The organism is Candidatus Hydrogenedentota bacterium (assembly GCA_019695095.1).
Classification (GTDB): domain Bacteria; phylum Hydrogenedentota; class Hydrogenedentia; order Hydrogenedentales; family SLHB01; genus JAIBAQ01.
This window is the reverse complement of record JAIBAQ010000043.1, coordinates 13,790-37,404: the sequence shown is the minus strand read 5'-3', so window position 1 is coordinate 37,404 and position 23,615 is coordinate 13,790. Positions and strand designations below refer to the sequence as shown.

Annotated in this window: 15 protein-coding genes and 1 tRNA gene; 7 read left to right on the top strand and 9 right to left on the bottom strand. The window is 58.5% G+C overall.

Features of this window, described 5'->3' with window-relative positions:
* Window positions 1-1,041: 1,041 nt before the first annotated feature.
* From tnpA to K1Y02_09525, 3 genes are all read left to right on the top strand, one after another.
* Entirely contained in the window at window positions 1,042-1,494 is a 453-nt protein-coding gene (gene tnpA / locus K1Y02_09535) for an IS200/IS605 family transposase (protein ID MBX7256590.1), read from the top strand.
* A 48-nt stretch (window positions 1,495-1,542) separates the two neighbouring features.
* Window positions 1,543-2,931, top strand: coding sequence for a sigma-54 dependent transcriptional regulator (locus K1Y02_09530; protein ID MBX7256589.1), 1,389 nt, complete (start codon window positions 1,543-1,545; stop codon window positions 2,929-2,931).
* A 108-nt stretch (window positions 2,932-3,039) separates the two neighbouring features.
* Window positions 3,040-4,851, top strand: a complete 1,812-nt coding sequence (locus tag K1Y02_09525) for a right-handed parallel beta-helix repeat-containing protein (protein ID MBX7256588.1) — start codon at window positions 3,040-3,042, stop codon at window positions 4,849-4,851.
* Between the two features lie 158 nt (window positions 4,852-5,009).
* Here K1Y02_09525 and K1Y02_09520 read toward each other — a convergent pair whose 3' ends face one another.
* From K1Y02_09520 to K1Y02_09490, 7 genes are all read right to left on the bottom strand, one after another.
* Window positions 5,010-5,975, bottom strand: coding sequence for a uroporphyrinogen decarboxylase family protein (locus tag K1Y02_09520; protein ID MBX7256587.1), 966 nt, complete (start codon window positions 5,973-5,975; stop codon window positions 5,010-5,012).
* Between the two features lie 9 nt (window positions 5,976-5,984).
* Window positions 5,985-7,727, bottom strand: coding sequence for a methionine--tRNA ligase (gene metG, locus K1Y02_09515; GenBank protein ID MBX7256586.1), 1,743 nt, complete (start codon window positions 7,725-7,727; stop codon window positions 5,985-5,987).
* Window positions 7,728-8,402: 675 nt separating this feature from the next.
* Window positions 8,403-9,023, bottom strand: a complete 621-nt coding sequence (locus tag K1Y02_09510; protein ID MBX7256585.1) for a hypothetical protein — start codon at window positions 9,021-9,023, stop codon at window positions 8,403-8,405.
* Window positions 9,024-9,054: 31 nt separating this feature from the next.
* On the bottom strand, window positions 9,055-11,007 hold the full coding sequence (locus K1Y02_09505; protein ID MBX7256584.1) for an FHA domain-containing protein: 1,953 nt from the start codon (window positions 11,005-11,007) through the stop codon (window positions 9,055-9,057).
* Window positions 11,008-11,091: 84 nt separating this feature from the next.
* Window positions 11,092-11,730: a carbonate dehydratase gene (gene can, locus K1Y02_09500; protein MBX7256583.1), complete on the bottom strand. Its 639-nt coding sequence runs from the start codon at window positions 11,728-11,730 to the stop codon at window positions 11,092-11,094.
* 114 nt (window positions 11,731-11,844) lie between these two features.
* Window positions 11,845-12,783 (bottom strand): TIM barrel protein, encoded by a 939-nt coding sequence (locus K1Y02_09495; protein ID MBX7256582.1) that lies wholly within the window; start codon window positions 12,781-12,783, stop codon window positions 11,845-11,847.
* Window positions 12,784-13,036: 253 nt separating this feature from the next.
* A complete protein-coding gene (locus K1Y02_09490; protein ID MBX7256581.1) occupies window positions 13,037-13,525 on the bottom strand; it encodes an 8-oxo-dGTP diphosphatase in 489 nt (162 codons plus the stop codon).
* Window positions 13,526-13,679: 154 nt separating this feature from the next.
* Between K1Y02_09490 and K1Y02_09485 the strand changes: the two genes are divergently transcribed.
* Window positions 13,680-16,202, top strand: a complete 2,523-nt coding sequence (locus K1Y02_09485; protein ID MBX7256580.1) for a beta-galactosidase — start codon at window positions 13,680-13,682, stop codon at window positions 16,200-16,202.
* A 24-nt stretch (window positions 16,203-16,226) separates the two neighbouring features.
* Here the strand turns inward: K1Y02_09485 and K1Y02_09480 are convergent.
* Both K1Y02_09480 and K1Y02_09475 read right to left on the bottom strand, forming a co-directional pair.
* A tRNA-Glu gene (locus K1Y02_09480) sits at window positions 16,227-16,304 on the bottom strand.
* 437 nt (window positions 16,305-16,741) lie between these two features.
* Window positions 16,742-18,526, bottom strand: a complete 1,785-nt coding sequence (locus tag K1Y02_09475; GenBank protein MBX7256579.1) for an HD domain-containing protein — start codon at window positions 18,524-18,526, stop codon at window positions 16,742-16,744.
* Between the two features lie 401 nt (window positions 18,527-18,927).
* On the opposite strand from K1Y02_09475, the gene K1Y02_09470 reads away from it, so the two are divergent.
* Genes K1Y02_09470 through K1Y02_09460 form a run of 3 tightly spaced genes read left to right on the top strand, consistent with a single transcriptional unit; the run spans window position 18,928 to window position 23,610 of the window.
* Window positions 18,928-19,992 (top strand): AAA family ATPase, encoded by a 1,065-nt coding sequence (locus K1Y02_09470; protein MBX7256578.1) that lies wholly within the window; start codon window positions 18,928-18,930, stop codon window positions 19,990-19,992.
* A complete protein-coding gene (locus K1Y02_09465; GenBank protein ID MBX7256577.1) occupies window positions 19,973-22,108 on the top strand; it encodes a LysM peptidoglycan-binding domain-containing protein in 2,136 nt (711 codons plus the stop codon). The genes K1Y02_09470 and K1Y02_09465 overlap by 20 nt, the downstream gene beginning before the upstream one ends.
* The gene (locus tag K1Y02_09460; protein MBX7256576.1) at window positions 22,105-23,610 is read left to right on the top strand and encodes a polysaccharide biosynthesis/export family protein; all 1,506 of its coding nucleotides are present in this window, start codon (window positions 22,105-22,107) and stop codon (window positions 23,608-23,610) included. The genes K1Y02_09465 and K1Y02_09460 overlap by 4 nt, the downstream gene beginning before the upstream one ends.
* The last annotated feature ends 5 nt before the right edge of the window (window positions 23,611-23,615 follow it).

The window sequence follows — 23,615 nt, the reverse complement described above, 5'->3', positions numbered from 1 at the left end:
CCCCTTCAGGGCGCATCTCTTTCTGGGTAACGGTTACCTAGGGCGGCGTTTGAAATTGTTCGTTGCTCGCCCGCAACGAACAATCCCAAACTCTGCCCTAGGCTAGCATGTCCAGCGCCTCCGGCGCGGAATTCGCGACGCTGAGCTTGTATGCACTTCGTTACTGCACGCCGTTTTCGCAAACTCAATTTCGACAGCTATCGTGAGTTATGTCCAGCGCCTCCGGCGCAGAATCTATAGAGTGTGATGCACAAGTGACGTCTTCGTGTGTCGTCTTCCGGTCTGTTCCGGTCCCAAAGGACTAGTCGTCCGTGTGCGGCACATTAGCGTGGAAGATTCCACACCTTGAGAGCGTACGTCTCGTTTCCCCTCATCCTTTTCGGCAATTGCCACTTCCTCACGGTATGAATCATGTCTAGCGCCTCCGGCGCGGCGTTGCGGCATTCTGCAAGCACAAGTCCTGTCTTCCTTTCGTACTACTATCCGAAAAAGTCTGGGTAGGCTTCACGAAATCCCCCGTGGTTTGAAGTCATTCGGGCTGAATCCTTTCTCTTATCGGCGTTTATCGGTGTTCATCGGTGGTTGAGTCAATTTGGTTTCGGCTACGCTGCTCTAAGTTCTAACGGATATCTGACCTTGCCCCAATTGCTGCCCCTGTGCCGCGCTCTAAATCAAAAATCTCCGTACAGTTGGTTCATGTTCTGGCAGGCGCACAGCTACCGCATTTTCACTTCTTACAGCTACGAATCAGAAACCTTCCAACGCTTGGTGAAAATGCGCTCACGAGAATGTCGTAGGTATGAAAGGCTAAAGCGCTCTAGGCAAATCTCTTACGCGTGCGAACGCTATACTCAATCTGTCGAATCCAACGCGAATAAGACCGTTGCCCGGATTTGACCCCAAGGGGGTCCGACATAGTAGCCTAGGGCAAAGTTTGAAGACGTACGCCCGCGAAGCGAGGCGTGCGGCTTCAAACGACGCCCTAGGTAACGAATCACGCGAATAGACCGCCCTGAAGGGGCGGAACACGGGGGTTTGCCGATGCCGCAGTCCCTTTCTAACGTCATGGTCCATGTCGTGTTTAGCACAAAGAACCGTCTTCCCGTCATCACGCCCGAAGTTCAGCCCAAGTTGTACGGCTATATGTTCGGTATCCTCTCGGGGATCAATTGCCATGCGATTCGCATCGGCGGAACCCTGGATCATGTACACGCCCTGTGTGTCCTGGGACGCGCTGTTTCCGTGGCTGATTTAATAGAAGAACTTAAACGACAGTCCTCCAAATGGATGAAGTTGCAGGGTGAGAGCTTTCGCGATTTCTTTTGGCAACGCGGTTATGGGGCATTCAGCGTGAGCGAATCGAACGGACCCGCCGTCCAGCGCTATATCAATTCCCAAATGGCACACCACCGCAAAATGGATTTTCAGGAGGAATTCCGCGCTCTCCTACGCAGACACAGGATTGAATTCGACGAGCGCTACATCTGGGATTGAGGAACTTGCCCCCTTCCCCCTCTCGCTTCATTTTGATACAATGAGCACATGACCACAAGACAGCGCGCTTCGATTGGAAACATAGAGCCTCCTCCCCGAACGCCGGTGTTGCTGGCGATGGCGGACGTGCCGAGGGCGGCAACCCTTGCCCGGTATCTTCAGGGCGTAGGGTATGCGGTAGAGCAGTGCCATGATGCGAAGGGGGTGCTGCGGTTGACCAGCCGCAAGTCCTTCGAAGCAATGGTTTTAGATATGGACCTCTCTGCGGATGCGGGCGTCGATTTGGTGTCGTATGTCCGCCGGGGAAGTCCACGCACACGCATCGTTCTGCTATTCGATATCGCCCATATTGACGTGGCGCTGGACGGGGTGCGCAAGGGGGCGGCCTTCTATTTGCCCAACACGTGCGACCCGACGGACGTGGGCCTCGTCGTAAACAAGGTACTACGGGGGTTAGCCCACGAGACGGCAGCGGACCGGCTCGAACAGAACATGTTCGAGGAAATGGTTGGCGAGTCGGCGGCGATGAAGCGGGTGATTGAGGTCATCTCGAAGGTCGCACCCACGGACAGCACGGTTTTGCTCCTCGGCGAGAGCGGCACGGGCAAGGAAGTCCTGGCGAACGCGGTGCACCGGCTGAGCCCGCGCCGGGACATGCCGTTCATCGCCATCAACTGCGCGGCGCTGCCGGACCAGCTTCTCGAGAGCGAGATGTTTGGACATGTGAAGGGGGCGTTCACGGGCGCGGAGTCGGACAAGCGGGGCTTGTTCGAGGAGGCCGACGGCGGGACCATCTTCCTGGACGAGATTGGCGACATGGCCCTGGTGACGCAGGCGAAGCTGTTGCGCGTGCTGCAAAACGGCGAAATCCGCCCCGTCGGCAGTTCGAAATCCATGCGGGTGGACGTGCGCGTGATTGCCGCCACGAACCGCGACCTGGAGCAGGCGGTGTCGGCGAAGGAGTTTCGCGAGGACCTGTATTTCCGGTTAAACGTGATTCAGATCCGGATACCGCCGTTGCGCGATCGGCTGGACGCGCTCCCAAAACTGGCCAGTCATTTCATCGCGCAGTTTAACCGGCAGTACGGACGGAGTGTGACGGGGTTCGACGAGCAGGCCCAGGTACTGCTACGCAACTACGATTTTCCTGGCAACGTGCGCGAGCTGGAGAGCATTGTCGCGCATGCGGTCATCATGAGCGATGGACAGGTCATCCGCGCGAGCGATCTGCCGGACAGCGTGGTGCGGGGAAGCCGGCCGCGGCTGGCGTTGCCGAATTACGCGCGGGATGAGATAGCGACATTGACGGACATGGAGTCGCAGATGATCCGATCGACGCTGGAACGGTTGAATGGAAATCAGACGGAAGCGGCCAAGCGCTTGGGGATTTCGCGGTCGACGTTGTGGCGTAAGATGCGTGAGTATGGATTAGGGTGACAGGCGGGGTATCCAACCCGTCGACCGTTTTGCTTCGATTGGGATAGCTAAGAGGCAGGCAAGATGCCTGCCACACGTTCTTGGGACGCGAAATTTGGGAGGTGGCTCATGCGAGGCAAGCTGATGTGCTTGTTCGTTGTCGGTCTGGTCGCGGCGGTTTGCGCGCGCGGGGAAATTGCATTTTACGTGTCGCTAGGCGGCGAGAACGCAAACAACGGTACGAAAGAAGCCCCGTTCAAGACCTTGGATCGTGCGCTGACGTTTGTGCGCGAGAAGGCCGCCTCGATGAACGAGGACGTCGTCGTCTACGTAGGCGGCGGGACCTACCGATTGAAGACGCCGCTCCGTTTTGCCAAGCAGGACTCCGGCCGCAACGGGCATTCGGTTGTGTGGAAGGCCGTCGACGGCGAGAAGCCCGTCATCAGCGGCGGTATTGTCGTGGATGGGTGGACACCGGATGCCGATGGGCGGTGGAAGGCGCGTCTGGACGTTGCCGATATGCGGCAACTTTACGTGAACGGCGCGCGCGCGCAACGGGCGCGGGGCGCGTTTCCCGAGGGCGGTGGGCGTTACGGCGAGTTGCAGGCCATCGACGCGGATGCGGGACACACCGCGCCGGGCGAGGCGATGGCAGCTTGGCGGAACCAGGGCGATATCGAATTTGGGTATCCCAGTTCGTGGAGCCATATGATCTGCAAGGTCAAGAGCATCACGCCGGACGGACAGGGCGGCGTGAAAATTGCCATGCAGCAGCCGGGGTTCTTCCTGGCGTCGCGCAAGGAAGGACGTCAGGCGGAGATGCCGGAGTACATCGAGAACGCCTTCGAATTGCTGGATGAACCGGGCGAGTGGTATTTCGACAAACCTGCGAAGACGCTTTATTACCTTCCGCGCGACGGCGAAGACATGACGAAGACCGAGGCGGTTGTGCCGGTGCTAGAGACGTTGATGACGCTTGAGGGCGTGGAGAACATCCGGTTTGAAGGACTCACGTTCGCGGAAGCGACGTGGTTGACGCCGAACCGTATCGGTCACGCGGACGTGCAGGCGAATTGCACGATTGCGCCGGAAGCGCTATTCGAACGCGACGGGTGGGTCGTGAATCTGCAAAACGAGTACACGAAAAGCCCGGCGAACGTGCGATTGATTGCCTCGCGAAACGTACGCTTCGAGCGATGCTCGTTCACGAGGCTGGGCGGCGCGGGACTCGATATCGAGCAAGGTTCGCAAGGGAACCACGTGATCGGTTGCGTGTTTCAAGACATCTCGGGCAGCGGCGTGCAGATCGGCGACGTGAAGAAACAGGACCACCATCCCGACGATCCAGGGCGTATCGTGAAGGGAAATCGCGTGGAGAATTGCGTCTTCCGAAACATCGGCGCGGAGTACGAAGACAGCGTGGGCGTGTTTGGCGGATATACCCAGGAGACCGTCATCGCGCACAACGAGTTTGCGGAGTTGCCGTATAGCGCGATATCGATCGGCTGGGGTTGGGGCGAGCAGGACAGCGGCGGCGGCTCGTATCCGGCGCCGTTCATGTACGAAGCGCCGACGCCCGCGAAGGACAACCGGATCGAATTTAATCACATTCACGACGTGATGCTGAAGCGCGACGACGGCGGCGCGGTGTATACGCTGGGCAACCAACCCGGGACGATCATTCGCAACAACCATATCCACGACAGCACGAACAATCCGGGAGGCATCTACCTCGACGAAGGAAGCGGATTCATCGAAGTCACGGGCAACCTTGTCTACGGCGTGAAGACGGCGATGAACTACAACAACCGCAACCAAGATCGCATCAACACCTGCAACGAGCACGATAACTTGTTCGATGCGGACCCGAACACGGACGCGGCGCAGTCTGTAGTGAAGGCCGCGGGACTTGAAGAAGCGTGGAGGGATTTGCCGAGGTAGGGTAGAGGTCTTTTGTGGACGATATGGACAGTGTGGACGATATGGACTTCATGGGCAGTAGGACATACCAGATCCCGCCCGCTTAAACGGCGTCCATTTCGTCCACGTAGTCCACAGTGTCCACTCAGGAGGTCCGACCTGTCTTCGCTTCGCTTGGGTCAGTCCCCGATTTCCTTGTAGATGGCTTCGTCGTGCCAGACGCGCCACATGAGTTCGTAGCGGCTGAGCGGAAGGCCGGTGAAGGCGCAGTTGCTTGTGGAGAAGATGTAACCGCCGCCGGGCATGCCGTGGTGGATGCAGTAGCGGGCGGATTCAACGACTTCCTCGTCGGTGCCGGACGTCAGCAGGCCGCAGTTCACGTTGCCGATAAGGCACACGCGGTCGCCGTAGCTGCGCTTCACTTCCGCGATGTCGACGCCGCCTTGCGGATCGAGCGAATGCAACGCGTGCGGGTTCGCATCCACAAGCTGATCGACGATCGGCATGATGTTGCCGTCAGTGTGCTTGATTGTATAGAAGCCGAGTTCGCGCTCGCCCGCGATGACTTGCTTCAGGTACGGCGTGATGAGTTCCGCGAACATGTCCGGGCTTAAGAACGGGCCGTGGTTGAAACAGTAGTCGTCGCAGAGCGCAAATCCATCAAGGCCGCCGTGCTTGGCGAGACGCTCGGCCCACGCGAGTTGCTTGTCCACCTTCCGCTGCGCTTGCTCCTTGGCCTCGTCGAAATGCTCGTAGAACCAAACCGTCTGGTCCATCATGTCGTCGCCGTTGGGAATCGGAAACGTGGCGTCGCCGTGGAGCATGAGAAAATACTCGTCGCCGGATTTCTCGCGCACGAGATCGATGGTGCGCAACGCTTCGTCTTCATTCCACGGATTCGGGTGCAGGAAGATGGCGCTATGCTCGTAGCGGCGCGCCGTTTCGACAAAGATGTCGGCCATTTCGTTGCGGTGCAGCGCGCGCTCGGCATCGGTCATCTGGTCCCACTGCGCGTAGTTGCGATGACTCGGATGAACCTTTCCGAAGGCCTCCATCGTGAGAAAGAACACGAGCTCAAAATGCGGCACGCGCCCCTCAATCGGACGGCGCTCCAGCGCGGCAATGAATCGTTCGCGGTGTGTCATGGCGCTAAGCTACACCGCCTGTCCCGCGGCGTGTTGCGCGGCGAGCTCGGCGATAACGTCGGGATCGAGTTTTGGGAAGAGGACCTGCGGCGTCTGAAGCGGCGCGCCTGCGGGCATACCGTTCTTGGCAGCGTTCCACGCGTCTTCGCCGCCGTTGGGTCCGTTAACGGGCAATGTCACGCCGAGAGTCTCCGCGAGTATGGCCGCGCCGTCGGGCGTGAAGGGGGCCATGACGGTGCACAGCGCGCGAACAACCTGGCAGCAAACGTGCAGCGTCGTGGCCGTGCGAACCATGTCGGTCTTGCGCGTGACCCACGGGGCCTTGGCGTCGAAATAGACATTGGCCCTGCGGCCGATGTCGATGAACCGCTCGACGGCCTGACGGAACCGGAAGTTCTCGATGGCTTCGGCAACGCTGTCGATGAGGCCGGGCAGCGAATCGAGCAGTGCGCGATCCTCGTCATCGAAGGCTCCGGGTTCGGGCACTTTGTGATCGAAGTTCTTGACGGTCATCGTAAGCGAGCGGTGTACGAAGTTACCGACGATGTCGCACAACTCGCCGTTGTACTTGTTCTGGAACTCGTCCCAATCGAAGGCGGCGTCTTTGGCTTCGGGCATGATCGCGCCGATGTAGTAGCGGATGGCGTCTCGGGAGAACTTCGACGCAAACCAGCGCACGCTGATCATGTTGCCCTTCGACTTCGATCCCTTTTCGGCCTTGCCGGTTTGCCGGTTCATGACGTTGAGGTATTCGTTGCCGACGACGTTGTCCGGCAGGATGTAGTCGCCCTGCCCCATAAGCATGGCCGGGAAGATGACGGCGTGGAACGGTACGTTGTCCTTGCCGATGAAGTGCACAAGGCGCGTGGAGGCATCTTTCCACCACGGCACCCAGGCGTTCTCGCCTTGGCCTGTGTCGATGCCCCATTGGCGCGTGTTGGTGACGTAGCCGATGGGCGCGTCGAACCACACGTAGATGCGCTTGCCCTGCGCCTGGGGATCGTCGAGCGGAATCGGCACGCCCCAATCGAGGTCGCGCGTGATACAGCGCGCGCGCAGATCGTTTACCCAACCGTAGGCAATGCCCTTCACATTGGTCCGCCATTCGGGATGGCTGTCGAGCCACGCTTTCAAACGGTCCGTGAAATCCTGCAGTCTCAGGAACCAATGGGCGGAATCCTTGAGAATCGGCGTCGAGGTGTCCCCGGGGATGTTGACTCGCGGCTCAATGAGGTCTTGCGCGGCATATTGCGCACCGCAGTTCTCGCATTCGTCGCCGGACGCATCGACGTAGCCGCATTTCGGACACGTGCCCTTCACGTAGCGATCGGGGAGAAACTTCTGCGACTGCTCGGAGTACCATAGCTTCATGGACTGTTGGTCGATGCTGCCGGCTTCGTGCAGCTTGGTGAAGAAGGCTTGCGTGGTGTCGATATGCAGCGGCCACGAGGTGCGGCCGTAGATGTCAAAAGAAATGCCGAGTTGAGCGAAGGCCTCCGCGTTGGCCGTGTGATAACGGTCGATCACGTCTTGCGGCGTGATGCCTTCTTTCATCGCGGTGAGGATGATTGCCACTCCGTATTCGTCGGACCCGCAGACGTACAGAATCGGATCGCCCTTGAGGCGTTTGAAGCGCACGTAGATGTCGGCAGGGAGATAGGCCCCGGCGATGTGACCCAAATGGATATGGCCATTCGCGTAGGGCAACGCGCTGGTCACCAACGTGCGTTTGAAAGCGGCATCTTCCGGCATGGTACTCCTGATACTCCTTGTCTACGTTCCACGGGCTTATGCTCACCGCTCGGCGGTCAGCGGGGGAATTGCGGGGTCCGAAGGCGCATTTTACAGGTTGCAGGGGACCGGTGTCATCCGGAGGGTGGCACAGGGGTGTGCGTCTGAAGAGTAGGAACAGCGGATTCACGACGGAATCAGGGCGAGTATTTGTGCGTGTGCATTTACAGGCTCATTCACGCGCCCGGATACTATGGTCCCGAGACCCCCCCCTTATTGCGGGCACTCTTTACGCCGTAGGCGTTGAGCCTCGTTAGCCGTGGGTTGCGAATCCGCCGAAGGCGGAGAGCTACCCACGGATCGGGAACACTCTCCATGTCGTCTACCCGGAACGGGTTGCGGCCTTGTGCGGTTCGAGGCCCGCGATACAAGGCCGCAAGCCCTACAGGCTTGTCCATTGGGGCGCGACTTGGACCCAAGGTAGGCACGTCTACGCTATCGCTCCGTCGGGCCAACCGTTGGGCTAAGGAGGCAAAACCTCTTCGAGGTAGCAAGATAACAATCGCTCGGAAATCCATCGCCCCCGCTTTTCAGACGCACACCCGTGGCACAGGCCAGCTTCATGCGACCTCGCCCCACCGAAGCGAGGCGTCTCTTAGAAACTGGTAGTATTGTTGTGTGCTGGACTCATACAGTTCATGAAGTGCGATGTACGTCGGAGTGAGATGTGCAATGAATAACAGGCCGCATGTCGAAGTTGTCGAAATCTATAACGGGTATGAACCACCATTTCCCATTGTGCCCGTCGTTGAGAAGGCGCTTCGTGTCGTACCTGGCAGGTATTTGGGGGGACTGGGCCAAATAGTCCTGCGCAATGCAGATGGTCTGTCTCGGGAACGTAGACGAAGTAAGACGAAAAGTCGTGGCAAGGACGTTCAGATAAAGGAAGCTCTGGGTCTTTATCATCAGCCACGGAACGGAAGTCATGCTCATGTGGAACTCTTCGTCGACAATATAGTCAAGAGAAGAGGTAGCAGCTTTGGCGCACGCGTGGTGATCTCCCTGAAAACTGCCTTCGTCCTTTTTCATGAAGTAGGCCATCATATTCATTTCACGAAGTACCGTGAGAATGGGCAAATAGAAACCGTTGCCGATCGGTATGCCTTTAAGTTCATGCGGAAGTACTTCGTGCGAATTGCGCCATGGTTGATTGCCGCTGTGGTTATCACGGCGCTCAATCCAACGAAGTGGCCGAAGGTAGTGGCGATGTTGCGCCACCTTTTCACGGTATTGACGAGACCCAAGAAAGTGTCGCAAAAGACGCGCCGCCGAAAATCGAGGTGAGATCTTAACTCTTACTCCATCCCTTAATAAGCTGCAGCACCTCGCGCACGTAGGCGCATTCGCAGTCTGCGCCGCAGGGCCGGAGCTCTTCCTTGTTCAGGCAATAGCGCGGGCAGACATCCGAGCCCGTCCGGGGTTCGGGATACACGGGCCCGTTGTAGAGATGCCTGAAGTCGTCCGCGGTGATGGCCATGGTCGTGCCGCAGGAGTGGTTGAAAAGGAAAAGGCCGGCCCCAAGGTCATCAAACCGGACTTGATAGCCCGCCAGCACCAAGGACGGATCGGACAACAGCGCATCCTGCGAGGACCATACCGTGCCGCAATGGGGACACTTCCGGTAAAGGCCTTCGAGACCAGGCTCGGTTGCGGGGGCTTCCTGAGGCACGGTCTTCGTCAGTGCGCACTGCGGAATTACAATGGTGAACGAGGACCCCTTGCCCAATCTGCTGGAGACAGCGATGCGTCCGCCGTGGCTTTCGACGATACGGTAGCTTATCGCAAGGCCAAGGCCGGTTCCCCGGCTGCCTTTGGTCGTGTAGAAGGGTTGCGAGATTCGGGCCAAATCCTCGTCCGAGATGCCGACTCCGTTGTCGGCCACCTGGAGCATGAGAGTATCGCCCTTCCAACCCGTAGAGACCGTGACTTTGCCTTCGTGCGCGCTGCACGCGTCGACCGCATTGCGGACGAGGTTCAGCAGGGCGCGATGAACCTGGATGCCGTCGATGTTGGCGGGCTCGAATCCTCCGCCTTGGAATGCGAGTTCGACTTTCTGGTCGGTTGCCGCCGGCCGCACGATATCGAGGACATCCTGCACCAACCCGTTTACGTAGGTTGGGGCTCGCTTGATTTCGGTATCGCGCACAAACGAGATCAAGTCGTTGAGGTACGCATCGATCGTATCCAGGGAGCGCCGGATAATCCGCCGGGCGGTCAGGAAGGTCCGAGATGGGGAGTCGCCTTCCTCGGCGGCGGACTCCATGAGTTCGACGCCGCCTTTGACACCCGTGAGCACGTTGCGCATGTCGTGACTGATTCCCGCGATCGCTTGTCCGAGCGCGGCCATTCTCGCCTGGGCGACCATGCGCTCGTCGAGTTGTTTGCCTTCGACCGCAAGGCCGATGAGGTACGCGATGGCGGTCAGGAATTCGAGTTCCTTACCGGGATGGCGGGTCTGCTGGGGTAACGTGTCGACGTAGATGGCGCCGACCGTGCGCGAGTTGCCGCACAACGGCGCGCACATGGCCGCGCCAATGGCATGGCGCAGCAGGGTGTCGGAACCGCTGAACCGTGGATCGGACTGGGCGCACTCCGTGTAGAACGCGGTCCGCGATCGCATGACGTGGTCGGTAAGCGTCTTGCTCAAGGGAAGCGCGTGCAGATCGTCATCCAGAGAGAGGCTGGCGCAAAGCGTAGGCTCCTGATTCTTGTCGAACTGAATCACGATGGCGCCGCGGCGAGCGGGCAGCGCCTCCAGCGCGAGCGCAAGGATTTGGTTGAGCAGATCGGAGAACGGCAGGCGCGCGCCGATCAAGAGAGTCGCCCGGTAAAGCGCGGGGAAGAAATCCGTCTTCTGCTCTTCAAGCAGCTTGTCGTGCGATTTACGCGCGTTCTCATGCGTTATGCAAACCGTATTGCCTCGCGGCACCGCTTCCAGATCGTCGCGGCCGGCAGATCGCATAACAATCGTATACGGGCCTATCGATACGAAGTCTCCTTCGGACAAAAGTGTCTTACCAACACGAAGCCCATTGAGAAAGATGCCGTTGGTGGAATCGTTGTCTTCGATGGTGACGGAACTATCGACGCTGCGCATGATGGCGTGGAGGCGCGAGATGGCGGGATCGGGCAGTACTAAATCCGATTCCACAGCGCGTCCGATGACGCAACAACCGTTTGACAAACGAAAAGAGCGATCAGGCTCGCCCTCCCTGAAGGCAACGACCACGTACTCGTGCATACCACCCCCACTGCTCAGAAAGTACAGCCCGCCTGCTCGTCTCGCCACGACTCGTCCGGCATTCACATGCCAAACCAACCACGACTACGGCAATACGGTCACGCGATGGGGCGCGGGAAGCGCTTCCGGCCCGGAAAGATCCACCCCAAGATCTTTCAACCGCCCATCCGCAATGCCGTAAATCATCCCATGAACAGTGAGCTGACGTCCAATCCGCCACGCCTTCTGTACGATCGTAGTAGCGGCGACGTTCTGCGCCTGCTTCACCACGCTCAACTCGCAGAGGCGATTGATGCGCGCCTGTTTGTCCGGAATCATCGACAAGATATTGGAGTGGACCTGGGCAAGGTCGCGCAAGTGGCGCAGCCAATTATCGATCAAACCAAGGGAATCGTCTTCGAGCGACGCCGCCACGCCGCCGCATCCGTAGTGGCCGCAGACAATGATGTGTTCGACGCGAAGAACATCCACGGCGTATTGAATGACAGAGAGGCAGTTGAGATCGGAGTGGACGACCAAGTTGGCCACGTTTCGGTGTACGAACAATTCCCCCGGCAGCAGTCCGACGATTTCGTTTGCTGGCACGCGGCTGTCGGCGCAGCCAATCCACAAATACTTGGGCGACTGCTGGCGCGCGAGCGCATGAAAGAAATCGGGGCGGCTCTGGTGCATTTGTGCCGCCCAGGAGGCATTGTTATCCAGGAGGTGCTGCAGAACGTGCACGACGTAACCTCGCATGCGTTGCAGTGATAAGTGTGACTAGTATAGAGGATGGCCCCGCACGCGTCGAGGAACACGTGCGGGGCCAAGCGTTCAGAGCATATTCGAAAGAGGTCTTTAAGCCTTCAGCTTATCCAGAAGGGCTTTGCAGCGCTTCACGCCTTCGGACTCGCTCAAACGGTCTCCTTCGTATTCGATTCCGATGAAACCGTTGTAGCCATGTTTATCGACCACAATTTCAATAAGCTTGGCGTAGTCCATCTTGGTTTCTTCGCCGGTGGTATCGTCAAAGTCATGGCACTTGGCGCTCACGGCCTTGTGGGCATACTTCATCAGCGTGTCAGTGCCGCTATAGATGTCGGCGCCCTGCGGGAAGTTTCCGAAATCGGGCAGGGTCCCGAAGCGGGGATGATTCACGGCAGCCATGAGCTTCTCGACGGCATGCGGATAAGACGACGGCCCGCCGTGATTCTCGATGATCACGAACTGACCTTTCTTGTCGCCATACTCGCAGAGTTCATGGAAGCCCGGCGTCGAACGTTTGATAAATTCGTCCAGCAGCTTCTCGTCGTTCTCGGTGCCCGCCTGCGCGCCGGCCCAGTTCATACGCATCGAATGGCAACCGAGATACTCGCAGATGTCGAGCCATTTCTTGTGGCGCTCAACGGCCTCTTTCCGCTGGTCTTCGTCGCGGCCGCCGATATTGCCTTCGCCATCTACCATGATGAGAAGTATCTTCACGTTGTTGTCGACGGCGTTCTTCGCAAGCGTGTCCAAATAGGGTTTCATTTCGGCGAAGGGTTTCTTCACCGGCTCGAGCAGTTGATTTACCAGCTCGATGCCTTCGATGTCGAACTCCTGTCGGGAGACCTTCGGCATGTCCAGCATGGGCATTTCGCCCTTCTGAATAGCGCGATGGAACGACCAGCCCGCGAGCGAGATCTTGTACTCACGCGCGGCAAACGCCTTCTCCCCGACGGTGGCGGCGAGGCTAAGCGCGGCTACACCGGAACCGGCTACCTTGATGAATTCCCTGCGCGAATGTTTGTGCTTCATATCCTGTGTCCTCAGTGGGTTCGGTTGGAAAAGCTGACTCCCGATGCGGAGCAAAGCCCGGGCAGTGAGAACCATGCTAGCGGAAAGGCGGATGGGTGTCCACTCGGGGGTTGAAGAGGCGAATGGAGGCGATGGGGCGGAACTTGGGTACGTCCAAACGGGCGTGTTTGGAAGAGTCAAATGCGGCGGAAAAAAGGGACAGACACGTCTCCGCTTCGCTGCGCTTGTGTCAGTCCCTGTTTTCCGCCCCCAATCAGGTCACGGAGTAGCTCCATCGCAGGGGATGGCCCCCTTCGTAGGGCATCACGCCATGGAATGGACGCGGATCGTCGCCGAATACGAGCGGGAGGAAGTGCCGGTCTCCTTCCCAAAGAGGAAGTTCAAGAATGCGGTCGACAGCAATCCACTCCAGGGATCCCTCGTGGTTCTCCTCGGCGGGAGTGCCTTCAAAACGATCGATGCGAAAGATGAACCCGAACCAGTGTTCGCCTTGCGCGCCAAAGCCGGGCCAATTCACCGTTCCCCGAAGCTGAAGCGAGACGCATTCGATGCCTGCTTCTTCGCGTATCTCGCGGCGCATGCCCGCGACCACGTCTTCCAACGGATCGAGTTTACCCCCAAGTCCGTTGTATTTGCCGTAGTGCTGGTCGTCGGGACGTTTGTTGCGATGGACCATGAGCGTCTCTGATCCGTCGGGAGACATCACGAATCCCAAGGTTGCCAGGATGGGAGTGTAGGGCATGGGAAAACGTTCCTTTCAGCTATGTCGTGTTCGACAGCCCAGTGTACGCGAGTTGGCGTCACGGCGGGAAATAGGCTGATGCCGCATTTTGCGCCGGCGCAAAACGCAGACTATGATCCGCACGCGGAAACGCCAACCATTCAATGGAGCAACTATGCGCGCAGTTCGATTTCTAGTCTTGTTCGTGATAGCCGGTGGATTCTTTGCCTCTGTTGCAGAGGAAGTCCAAGTACCTAACGAAGCGGCTTCGTGGCGGTTCGACAATGGCGGAGAATTTCCGGGTGCCAGCGGTGGCGTGACCAATGGCGCGGATGGTTCGCTGGTGCTTCGCTTTGATTTCACGAAGGGTGGCGCCTACGTGGCTGCGTACCATGATTTGGCGCAACCTGCGTGCTTGGAAAGCGTGTTGTTCAAGGCAAAGAAGCCGGTGGGAACCGTGATGACGGTTCGCATGGTGGACAGCGCCGGGCAGAACTTCCAGAAGTCGGTTTCGTTCTCGAACGCCGATTGGCAGCGGCTTGAATGCAAAGTGGAAAGCACGGACGGTCATTTCGGCGGGCCGAACGACGGCGTATTGAGGCAACCCATCAAGACCATCGGAATCCTTGCCGAGTCTGGCGGCGTGCCCGGCGCGCAAGGCGAAATCAGCATCACGGAAGTATCGGGCAAGATTGGCGCGGCGGTGGCCCCGGCGCCCGCACCCGAGCCCCCGACGGTACGCGATTACATGGTGACCGTTTTCGACTCGGACTCCGGTTTCGGTGAAGGCGGCGGGAGTTCGTTCCACGACGGCATGTGGACCGCCGATCTGTATAAGACAGAGTCGACGCATCTTTCTCATTCCCTGCCGCTGTTCGGCAAACCGAAGGAGTTCACGTTGCGTGTGCGCGGAGGCGTGCAAGGCAATGTTCTGAAGATTGGCCTCGGGTCGCATTTTCAGATTTTTGAGCGCACGCTGGGCACACTGAATGGGGGCGAGCAGACCTTCACGTTTCCCGCACCGCCGGACGGCTGGTCCTACTACGGAGGAGAAAATGACGGAGTCTCGCGAATGCCGTTGCGTCTATCGCATTTAACGATCGAGCGAGGTAGCGCTCCCCGGATTCAATCCGAAGTCTTGATGCTCGATCTCCGGTGCAAGACCGAGGTTGCTGGAGACGGTTCGGTCATTATCCTGGCGTCTGTCAGTGATGATGGGGCGTCGGGATCGACGCGCACGTTGTCGGCATCGTGCAAAGCTTGGAGCCTGTTGGAGCAGAAGACGACGGGAACTCTTCACGCGGTTGCGCGGAGTTGGGACGGCGACACGCTTTGGCAGGAAGACGCGCCGCTGACGCTCGAAGGCGAAGGGCATGCGGAGACCCATACGGTCCAAGCCACGATTCCTGCCGCGTTGAGTTTTGCGGAGATGGAGTTTCAATTTTCCGCCGAGGGCATACCTGCGGCGAGCGCGCAGACATGCTACGCGAGCGCCATGAACAGTCCCGGCGACGCCACGTTACGGCCCAGTTCGCCGTGGGGGATGGGCCTGTTCCTGTACCGCAACCCCGACAATGCGCTCGGCTACAAGATTATGGACGTGGAGGCGAGTCTGGCAAAGGCTGCGGGCGTGAAGTGGTGCCGGGAAGAGTTCAGTTGGGCGGCCACGGAGCCTCAACCGGGCCAATATGATTTTCATTTCTATGACGAAGTCGTAAATGCGGCAAACCGGCACGGCATCAGCGTGTATGGGCTTCTGTGCTATTGGTCGAACTGGACGAAACCTTACACCGAGCAGGGAATCGATGACTACTGCCGATGGGCACGCGCCGTGGTGAAGCATTTCAAAGGCCGCGTGAAGCATTGGGAAATCTACAACGAGCCCAACATCTTCTTTTGGAGCGGTCCGAAAGAGTTGTATCCGGTATTGGTGAAGAAGTGCTACGCGCAAATCAAAGCGGAAGACCCCACCGCGCAAGTGCTGGCCATCTCCACGTCGGGAATCGATCGCAAGTTCATTCAGACGTGCCTCGACGCGGGCGCGCCGTTCGACATCCTGACGATTCATCCCTATCGACGCGCGCTGGACGAGCGGCAGTTCACGCGTGAACTTCGGGGAGTCGCCGAGCAAGTGAACAACCGCCCAGTGTGGATCACTGAAATGGGCTGGAGTACGCAGGTTGGCGGCACCAGCGAGCGGGCGCAGGCGCAACTGATCGCGCGGAGCTACCTGACCGCGGTGGGTTCGGGCGGCTGTCAGAACATGAGTTGGTACGACTTCCGCGACGACGGCACAAACGCTTTCTACAACGAAGACAATTTCGGGATTATGCGGCACAACCTGGTGCCGAAACCCGCGTACCGGGCCTTGGCAACGGTATGCCGCACGATGGCCGTGGGAACGCCGCGCTTCAACGAAGCGTATGGCGACGGCATCTTTGCTGTGGAATCGGGCCAGACGGTGGCGTTCTGGAGCGACCAAGGGGAACGCAGCGTTCAGGTAAAGGTGAAGAAAGGAACGCCCCGAGTCGTGAACCTCATGGGAGAGCCCATTCGCGTCACGCGCAATGACTTGGGCTTGGTGGTGCCGGTCAAACTGGACCCGGTTTTCGTGTACGGGGCGGAAGTGGGCCCCATGCAGAAACCCTTGCGCAAGAAGGGCGTGCCCTCGGTTGAGGCCGAGCCTATCCGGTTCTGACCTTGCCGGCCGCAGAAACAAAAATGGCGTCCCCAAGGGGATTTGAACCCCTGTCGCCGCCGTGAAAGGGCGGTGTCCTAGGCCAGGCTAGACGATGGGGACGCGGACTCATTGGCAATCTGAAGCATCAGCGCCAAAAAGCGGCATGTATGATGGCAGATGGCGGCTGCCTAAGTCAAATACGATACGAAGTTGCCAAAAGACAGACCCCTCGGAGGGCGAACTTTCCAGTCCGCCGCTATACCGCTGTTGTGGCGGGGTCCCGACCGAGCCACTCACCTCGACCGAATGGTCTCCCGTCTTACGCTTGGTTTGTAAGCGTGCCAGTGGTCGGGTTCATGGCTCCCCACATTTCGCGCCCTCGTGAGATGCTGCACGTGTGCGGTACATCCACATTCCATATTTGGATTCCTGTGCGCCGCATTCCGGCGGTACCGATCCAAAATGGTGGACCGCTGGCGTCCCTTCAGGACGCACGGCGGAGGCAAGTAGTCCGCCGATTGCGCTGCCGCGACCGCCAAGGTCGTGTTGCTTTGACTCTATACGCCGGATGAATTGGCGGCGTTGATCGACGATTCCGGGGCGATAGGCAAGGGCGTGTGAACCTGCGGCAGCTCTCCGCGAGAAACCAGTTCCGCGTAGTACGAATCGTCTTTGGTCCGGACGCGTAACTGGCGGTGACACACGCCGCACTGGAACTCGAAGCCCGTGGTGACGGTTTCAGGCAGCCGCATGTAGGTGCTGCAGAACGGGCACGGCACGCTCTTCTTATCGTACTTGTGGTAGTCCTGAATGATACGGTCGATCTTGCCTTCGCGGTAGCACTTGACCAGGGCCTCCACAATGGCCGGATCGAATTGCGTCTCTTTGCCCTTTTCGATTTCGCCGATGGCGAATTCCGGATCGAGTCCCTTGCGATAGGGACGATTGCTCGTCATGGCGTCGAGCGTGTCCGCAACAGCCAGAAGACGGCCCTCGATCGGAATCTGCTCGCCCTTTAATCCGAACGGATAGCCCTTGCCGTCGTACCGCTCGTGGTGGTAGAGGCAGTAGGGAATAAGCGGCACCAGGAAACTGCTGTCCTGCATGAGCTTTGCGCCCCGTTCGGGGTGGAGCTTCATGTGCTCGAATTCCTCGCTACTGAGATGACCTGGTTTGCGCAAGATGGCGTCGTCGATCGATATCTTGCCGATGTCGTGAAGGACACCGCCCATCTCGCACTCTTTGAGCTTCTCTTCAGGCCAACCCAAGGTGCGGGCGATTTCCAGGGCGAAATTGGTGACGCGCCACGTGTGGCCAACGGTGTACAGGTCGCGCAATTCGATCGCGTTGGCCAGGGAAATGAGCATGTCCTGATAGGCCCGCTGCAACTTGGCCACGTACTGCGAATTGCTGATGGCGATGGCGGCGGGACCCGCGAGCGCCACAAGAAGTTCAAGGTCGCTCTGGTTGAAGGCATTGGTCGTGCCACGGGTATCGACATAGATAATGCCCAGCGTGTCGTTGAGATGGCGCAACGGAACGCACATGGCCGAAGTGATGTTCTGGGCGATGATGCTCGCCCCTGAGCCAAACCGTGCGTCGCTGGCCGCGTTGAACACAATGAGGGCTTCATTGTTGTGGTACGCGCGCGACACGATGCTGGAACTCATCGCAACTTCGACTTGCGGCGAACCTTGCTTGACGTATTCGGTCACCAAGTCTCCGGTCTTTTCGTCTTTCAGCAGTATTACGCCGTTGTGCGCCGGTACCAGGAGAAAGATCTGGTCCATGATCCGGTGAAACAGCTCGTTTAGGTCGCGCTCGCTTGATATGACCTGATTCGCTTCGTAAACGGCCGCCAACCGCCGCTGGGTGTCGCGAAGTTGCTCAGTGTTGACGACATCCTGCGGCACTTGAAAGAAGGTCTTGAAGACGTTATCCGTGGATACCGCTTCAATCTTGCTCAGACGGTCATCGGCATGCTGCAACCGGACTTCGGGGGCTTTGTCCGATTGTACAAAGAGAGGGCGAGGCGTGGCGGGCGCGACCCCCTCATAGGTTTCGTAGCGCATCTGCACCGGGCCGATACTGATGAGGTCGCCTTGAGAAAGCCTGTATTCGATAATCCGCCGCTCGCCAACATAGGTGCCATTGCCGCTACCGAGGTCGCGAATGATGGTGCCCGCTTGGGTCTGTTGGATGACGGCATGCCGGCGCGACACCTGCAAATCGTTTATTTGCAACCCGTTATCAGGGCTACGTCCAATTGTAAGCGAGCCGGTTATGTCGTACCGGGTACCCACCAAAGGGCCGGATTGTAGAACGACTCGTTCGCGCTGCATAAGTGGGCCGCACCTTCCCAAGTCATGTGATTGCAAGCACTTCTTTATTGCTGGTTCAGTATATAGCATAGTAGTCCAATCCTTGCCAAGGGAAATCGCAATCTGTGCCCGTGCCGGATTTGCGGGGCACCCCAAAACCACAATATTTAGTGCGCGGCCTCATCTAAAACACAACAAATTGACGAATTAGCTTGACACCTAGTTGGGCGTTGGCTACAATACGCCTGCGGCACAAGGTGTTGGGTATTCACGATGGAGCGTGTCTGTATCGCCGGTACACGGAGGGATTGGCGGCTCAACACAAACGTCGGTACAACAGGCTCATAGAAGGCCTGCCAAGATGGCTGTGCGGACCCGGGGTGTGCTGCTTGCCTGCCGGGGTCTCGCGCGGGACGGGGTCTATGGAAGAAAACGCCGAATCCCTCTTAAGCTTTTTCGGGCTTAGCGAACAACCCTTTGCGGCCACGGCTGATCCTGCCTACTTCTACGCGACCAGCGCGCACAAGGAATGCCTGTTTCGCCTGTGGCATGCCGTGGACGAGCGGCACGGAATTTCGGTCGTGCTGGGCAATTATGGAACGGGCAAGACGACCCTTCTGCGCAAGCTCATTGCGGGAATGCGAGCCAACCCCGAGAAATACAATACCGCGGTCATCGCCTCGCCGATTCCATCGTGGACCAGTTTTTCATTGTTGGAGGCGATAGTCCATCAGTTTGGGTTGCGGCCGGAAGACCGGTCGTTTGCAACCTACATGGACGCGCTCTACCAGTATCTGGCAACCAATCGCGGACGGATCCACACGCTCATCATCGACGACGCGCAAAACCTGAATAAGCGCGGCCAGTTGGAATTGTTGCGTTTGGCCCAGAACCTTGAGACGCCTCAGCACAAACTGCTGAATCTGGTCTTCTTTTCGCAGCTCGAATGGACGGCCGTGCTACAAGCCGCGCCGAACTTCGAACAGCGCATCAGCATGACGTATACCCTGGATTCTCTGAGCATGCAGGAAACGCAAAACCTGATTGATTTCCGGTTGCGTCAGGCCACGATTCAGGGAATACAGCCGCCGGTGTTTGATGCCGCGGGCGTGCGGCTCATCCATGCATATGCGGAGGGAAGTCCACGCGTAACGGTTACGTTGTGCAGAAACGCCTTGTTGCTGGCGTATCAGCTACGAACACGGCGTATCGGCCAGGCAATAGTCCTGCATACGATTCAGAAGACGACACTCCCCGATCATGATCGGCGTTCTCGAGTCGCGGCCTTGGTTGCCGAGCCTCCAGTTCCCAGCATCGCGGAGTTCGATTTCGGCGGTGACGATTCAAGCATGGACAGTATAGTTCGACGGCGGACGTTTTCTCCTCAGACCGCCCGTGCAAATCGCATGCTCCTGAATGCGGCGCGAGGGGGAATGGAGATGGGCGTACGGGCATTCGCGGAATTCGATGGCGCAGAACTCAGATAATGCCCCCGATGAACGTAAGGGCGAACAAGACGAGATCCTGAAGGAACTCGATCGGATCGACGAGCGCCTTTTGGGTCAGTTGAACGATCCACGCCTGGCCAACGGAATACCTCCCGACCAGCGCCGCGACGACCTGGCGTTCATACAGATGAGCGGCATGACGTCTTCAAAGGAGGAAGAAACCCCCAAGATACTTCCTCCGCTTGGAGACAAGTTCGATGTCGATACAACCAAACCGCTAAGTTTCTTCGAAAAGGGCGTCCGCGATGTAGATGCCGAAATGGCTCCCGGCGGGACCCTGGACAAGGAAAACACCGAGAAGCCTTTGGCTCCAGCCACTTCTCAGGCGACATCGATGCCACCCTTGCGGGACATCATTGCGGATCTCTCGGAAAAGTCCCGCGCTGCAGGTACACCGGACAAGGACGTACCCACAGACTCCGAGCCGCAGAATCTGTACGAGTCTCAGGCGGACTCGATACAAAGGGAACCGATCCTGCCGCCACCCGATTTGAAAGCGGCGGAGAGACTGCTTCAAGAAATGGAGGGGGAAGCGCCACTGCCGCCGGCGATATCCGAAGCCGATGAAATCGCAGCGGAGTCCGGCGCGGACGCAGAGAACTTCGACGAATCGGACAACACTCCCGATACGGATAAGAAGGAGCCGGGTCCGAGCAGACGGCGCGGAAAACGGCGCGCTCGCGCGCGCAATCAGATGGGTGTGCTCATTGCGCGCGTGACGATAGCGTGCATCATACTCGGAATGCTGGGTTTTGTGGGGTACGAAGGGTACGAGTTGTACAAAACGCGCTGGGCAGGCCCCGAAACGTTGTACGACCAGGCCGGTCTGTTGGCAACCAATGGCGACTACATGGGAGCGTCAGAAGCGTATCTCCAGTTTGCGGCGCGTCAACCCAATAGTCCTCTACGCCCGGAAGCGCAATTCGGGGCGGCTTTTGCGTTGCAGGAAAGCAGGCCCGAATCCAAAGATGAGACGTCGCGCGTGTACGAGCGCGCGCTTACTCTCTTCGAGCAGTTCCTTAAGGATAACCCGACGCATCCCAAAGCAGCCCGTGCGCAGATCCTAATGGGAATTCTCTCGTTTGAGTTGGGCAAGTATCAGCAGGCCATTGAAATGCTGCAAGACCCCGATCTGCGGATCAAAGACCCCGTGGCGGCGGTGCCGATGCTGCGTACGCTGGCGCGGTCGTATGCCAAGCTGGGCGACGAGGAATCCGCCCGCTCCTACTACCTTCAATCGGCGGGTATGACAGGCAACCATACGCCCGATGTCGACTTCGAAGAGTTGGGCATGCTGTATCATTCGCTGGCCGAACGCGCCACAAAGCCCGAAGCGAAAGCGAAGTACGTGCAGCAAGCCCTGCAGCACTGGTCAAGCGCCGCTCAGATTCCCGGCATCGATCCCGCGAGCAAGGCGAATCTCCGCAACAAAGTAGAAGTGCTGAAGGGGAAATCGCCGGAGGAGATCACTTCGGCGCCTCCGGTTGAGGCAGGCGAAAACGCCGCCCAGGAGGTACCGAGTCAGGAAGGTACGCCGGAAACGGCTCCCGCTGAAGGGGAAAACGTAGAACCCACGGAGGGCGAAGCGATGACGCCCGGCGTGGAGGGTGAACCGGCGGTCGCAACGGATGAAATGTCGGAGCCTCAACCGGCCTCGGAGCCGGCAGGGGAACCGGTCGCAAACGATGCTGCCGAGGCGGCGCCGGAGCATGCGCCGGAGAATGCGCCGGAGAATGCACCGGAGCAGCCAGCACCGGCTCAACCCGCGGCGGAGCAACCTACGCAGGAGCAGGCGGCATCTGTTGCGCCGGAGTCCGCGCCGCCCCAGAACGAAGCAGAGGCGTCCTCGACGCACATCGTGAAGGCCGGTGACACACTGAGCAAATTGGCGACGGCCTACCATACGACCGTCGAAAATCTTCGCGCATGGAACGGGCTGCGAGATGACGTCATCAAATTGGGTGATCGTCTTCACGTGAAGCGGCCGGCGGATGACGCTGAGGCCGGTTTCCTTCCGCTGCCGGAAGCACCGGTCGTGGCTGATCCCGCAGAAGTTCAATCGCCACAACCCGAGGCCAAGGGAGAACCTCATTGAAAGCGCTAACACGATTGACTGTCGCGTGGGTTGGGGCGTTTTGCATTGCCCTGACACTAGCGGGGGCACAAGAATCGCCAGCGCCCGCAGAGCAGGCTTCTGCAAATTCAACCAATCCGTCGATAGGCCCCGGGGATCTTGTCTTCGTCGATGTGTACCGGAGGCCCGAACTAAGTACGACCACGCAAGTGGATCCCAATGGGGGTATTCAAGTCCCCTACATCGGCAACGTAAGCATTGGAGGTTTGTCGGAACCGGAGGCATCGGCCCGCATATCGGCTGCTCTTAAAGCCATTTTGAAGAATCCCCGCGTGACGGTCTCTCGCCGCGCGCCCACCATGGGCGGTGGTTACCGGACAACGGAAATGAAGACGGAACTGGTTCCGCTGCAGAACGCCAACGCGGAATCGCTGAGCACAGCGCTTCAGGGGATGACGTCGGAAGGAGGAAACGTAAGTTTCGATCCGGACACGAACACACTGATTCTTACCGATACACCGGCGGCCATGCAGAATATGATGTCGGTGGTGGCGCGCCTGGATCAGATGCGGAGCCAATTGTCGCAAGTTCGCATTGAGGCCAAGATCGCGGAAGTGAAAGTCGGCGCGATGAAGGAATTGGGCATCCGGTGGTTTGTGCAGGGCGACGAGGCCAACGGCGGCTATTACCCGATGCCCAACCAGGACTTTGGAATCAGCGGACTGAAGGGATCATCGGCGTCGCCCATCAACAACGAATCGCTCGGCGAGGCGGGAACCAGCAACGCTTCGTCAATTGGGCGGCAATTCCTGAATGGGGCCAAATTCGATCGCCGCCTGAATGTCCCCGTGCAGATTCCAAAAGTCGGGCAGATGTTCTTCGGATTGATGAACAGCAACGTCGATTTGGGCGTACTGTTGGATGCGCTGGTCGCCAACAATGAAGCGGAGCTACTTGCAAATCCGAACATATTGACGGTGAACCATAAGCCGGCGGAAATCTCGATGGTGGACGAAGTCCCGTACACCGAGTTCGGAACCGAAGCAAACGGACGCTCCAATTTCTCCGTGCAGTTCTTGGATCTGGGAATCAAGATGGCCGTCACGCCGCACGTGTATCGCGACGATCAGGGAGCGTACGTGAAGCTCGACTTTGAACCCGAGGTGTCTTATCCTGCTGGTCAATCACAAGGAGTGCCGATCCGTTCCGTCAGAAAGTACAAAGGAGAGTCGAATGTCCGTGACGGGCAGACTCTTGTGGTGGGGGGAATTTACCGAAACGACCTTCGCGACAATGTTCAAAAGGTCCCGGGTCTTGGCAGCATTCCTGTTTTGGGTAATGTTTTTAAGCACACGGAGAAAGCTCGCATCCAAACGGAGTTGATGGTATTTCTGACGCCAACTGTCCACGAAACGCCCGAAACCGTCACGTGGGACAGAATGCTGGACGTGACGAAGAATTCGCAGATGGTAGGCCCGAATCTGTTGCAGCAGCAGACGAAGGCGGAGAAACGGAGAGATTAGCGCCG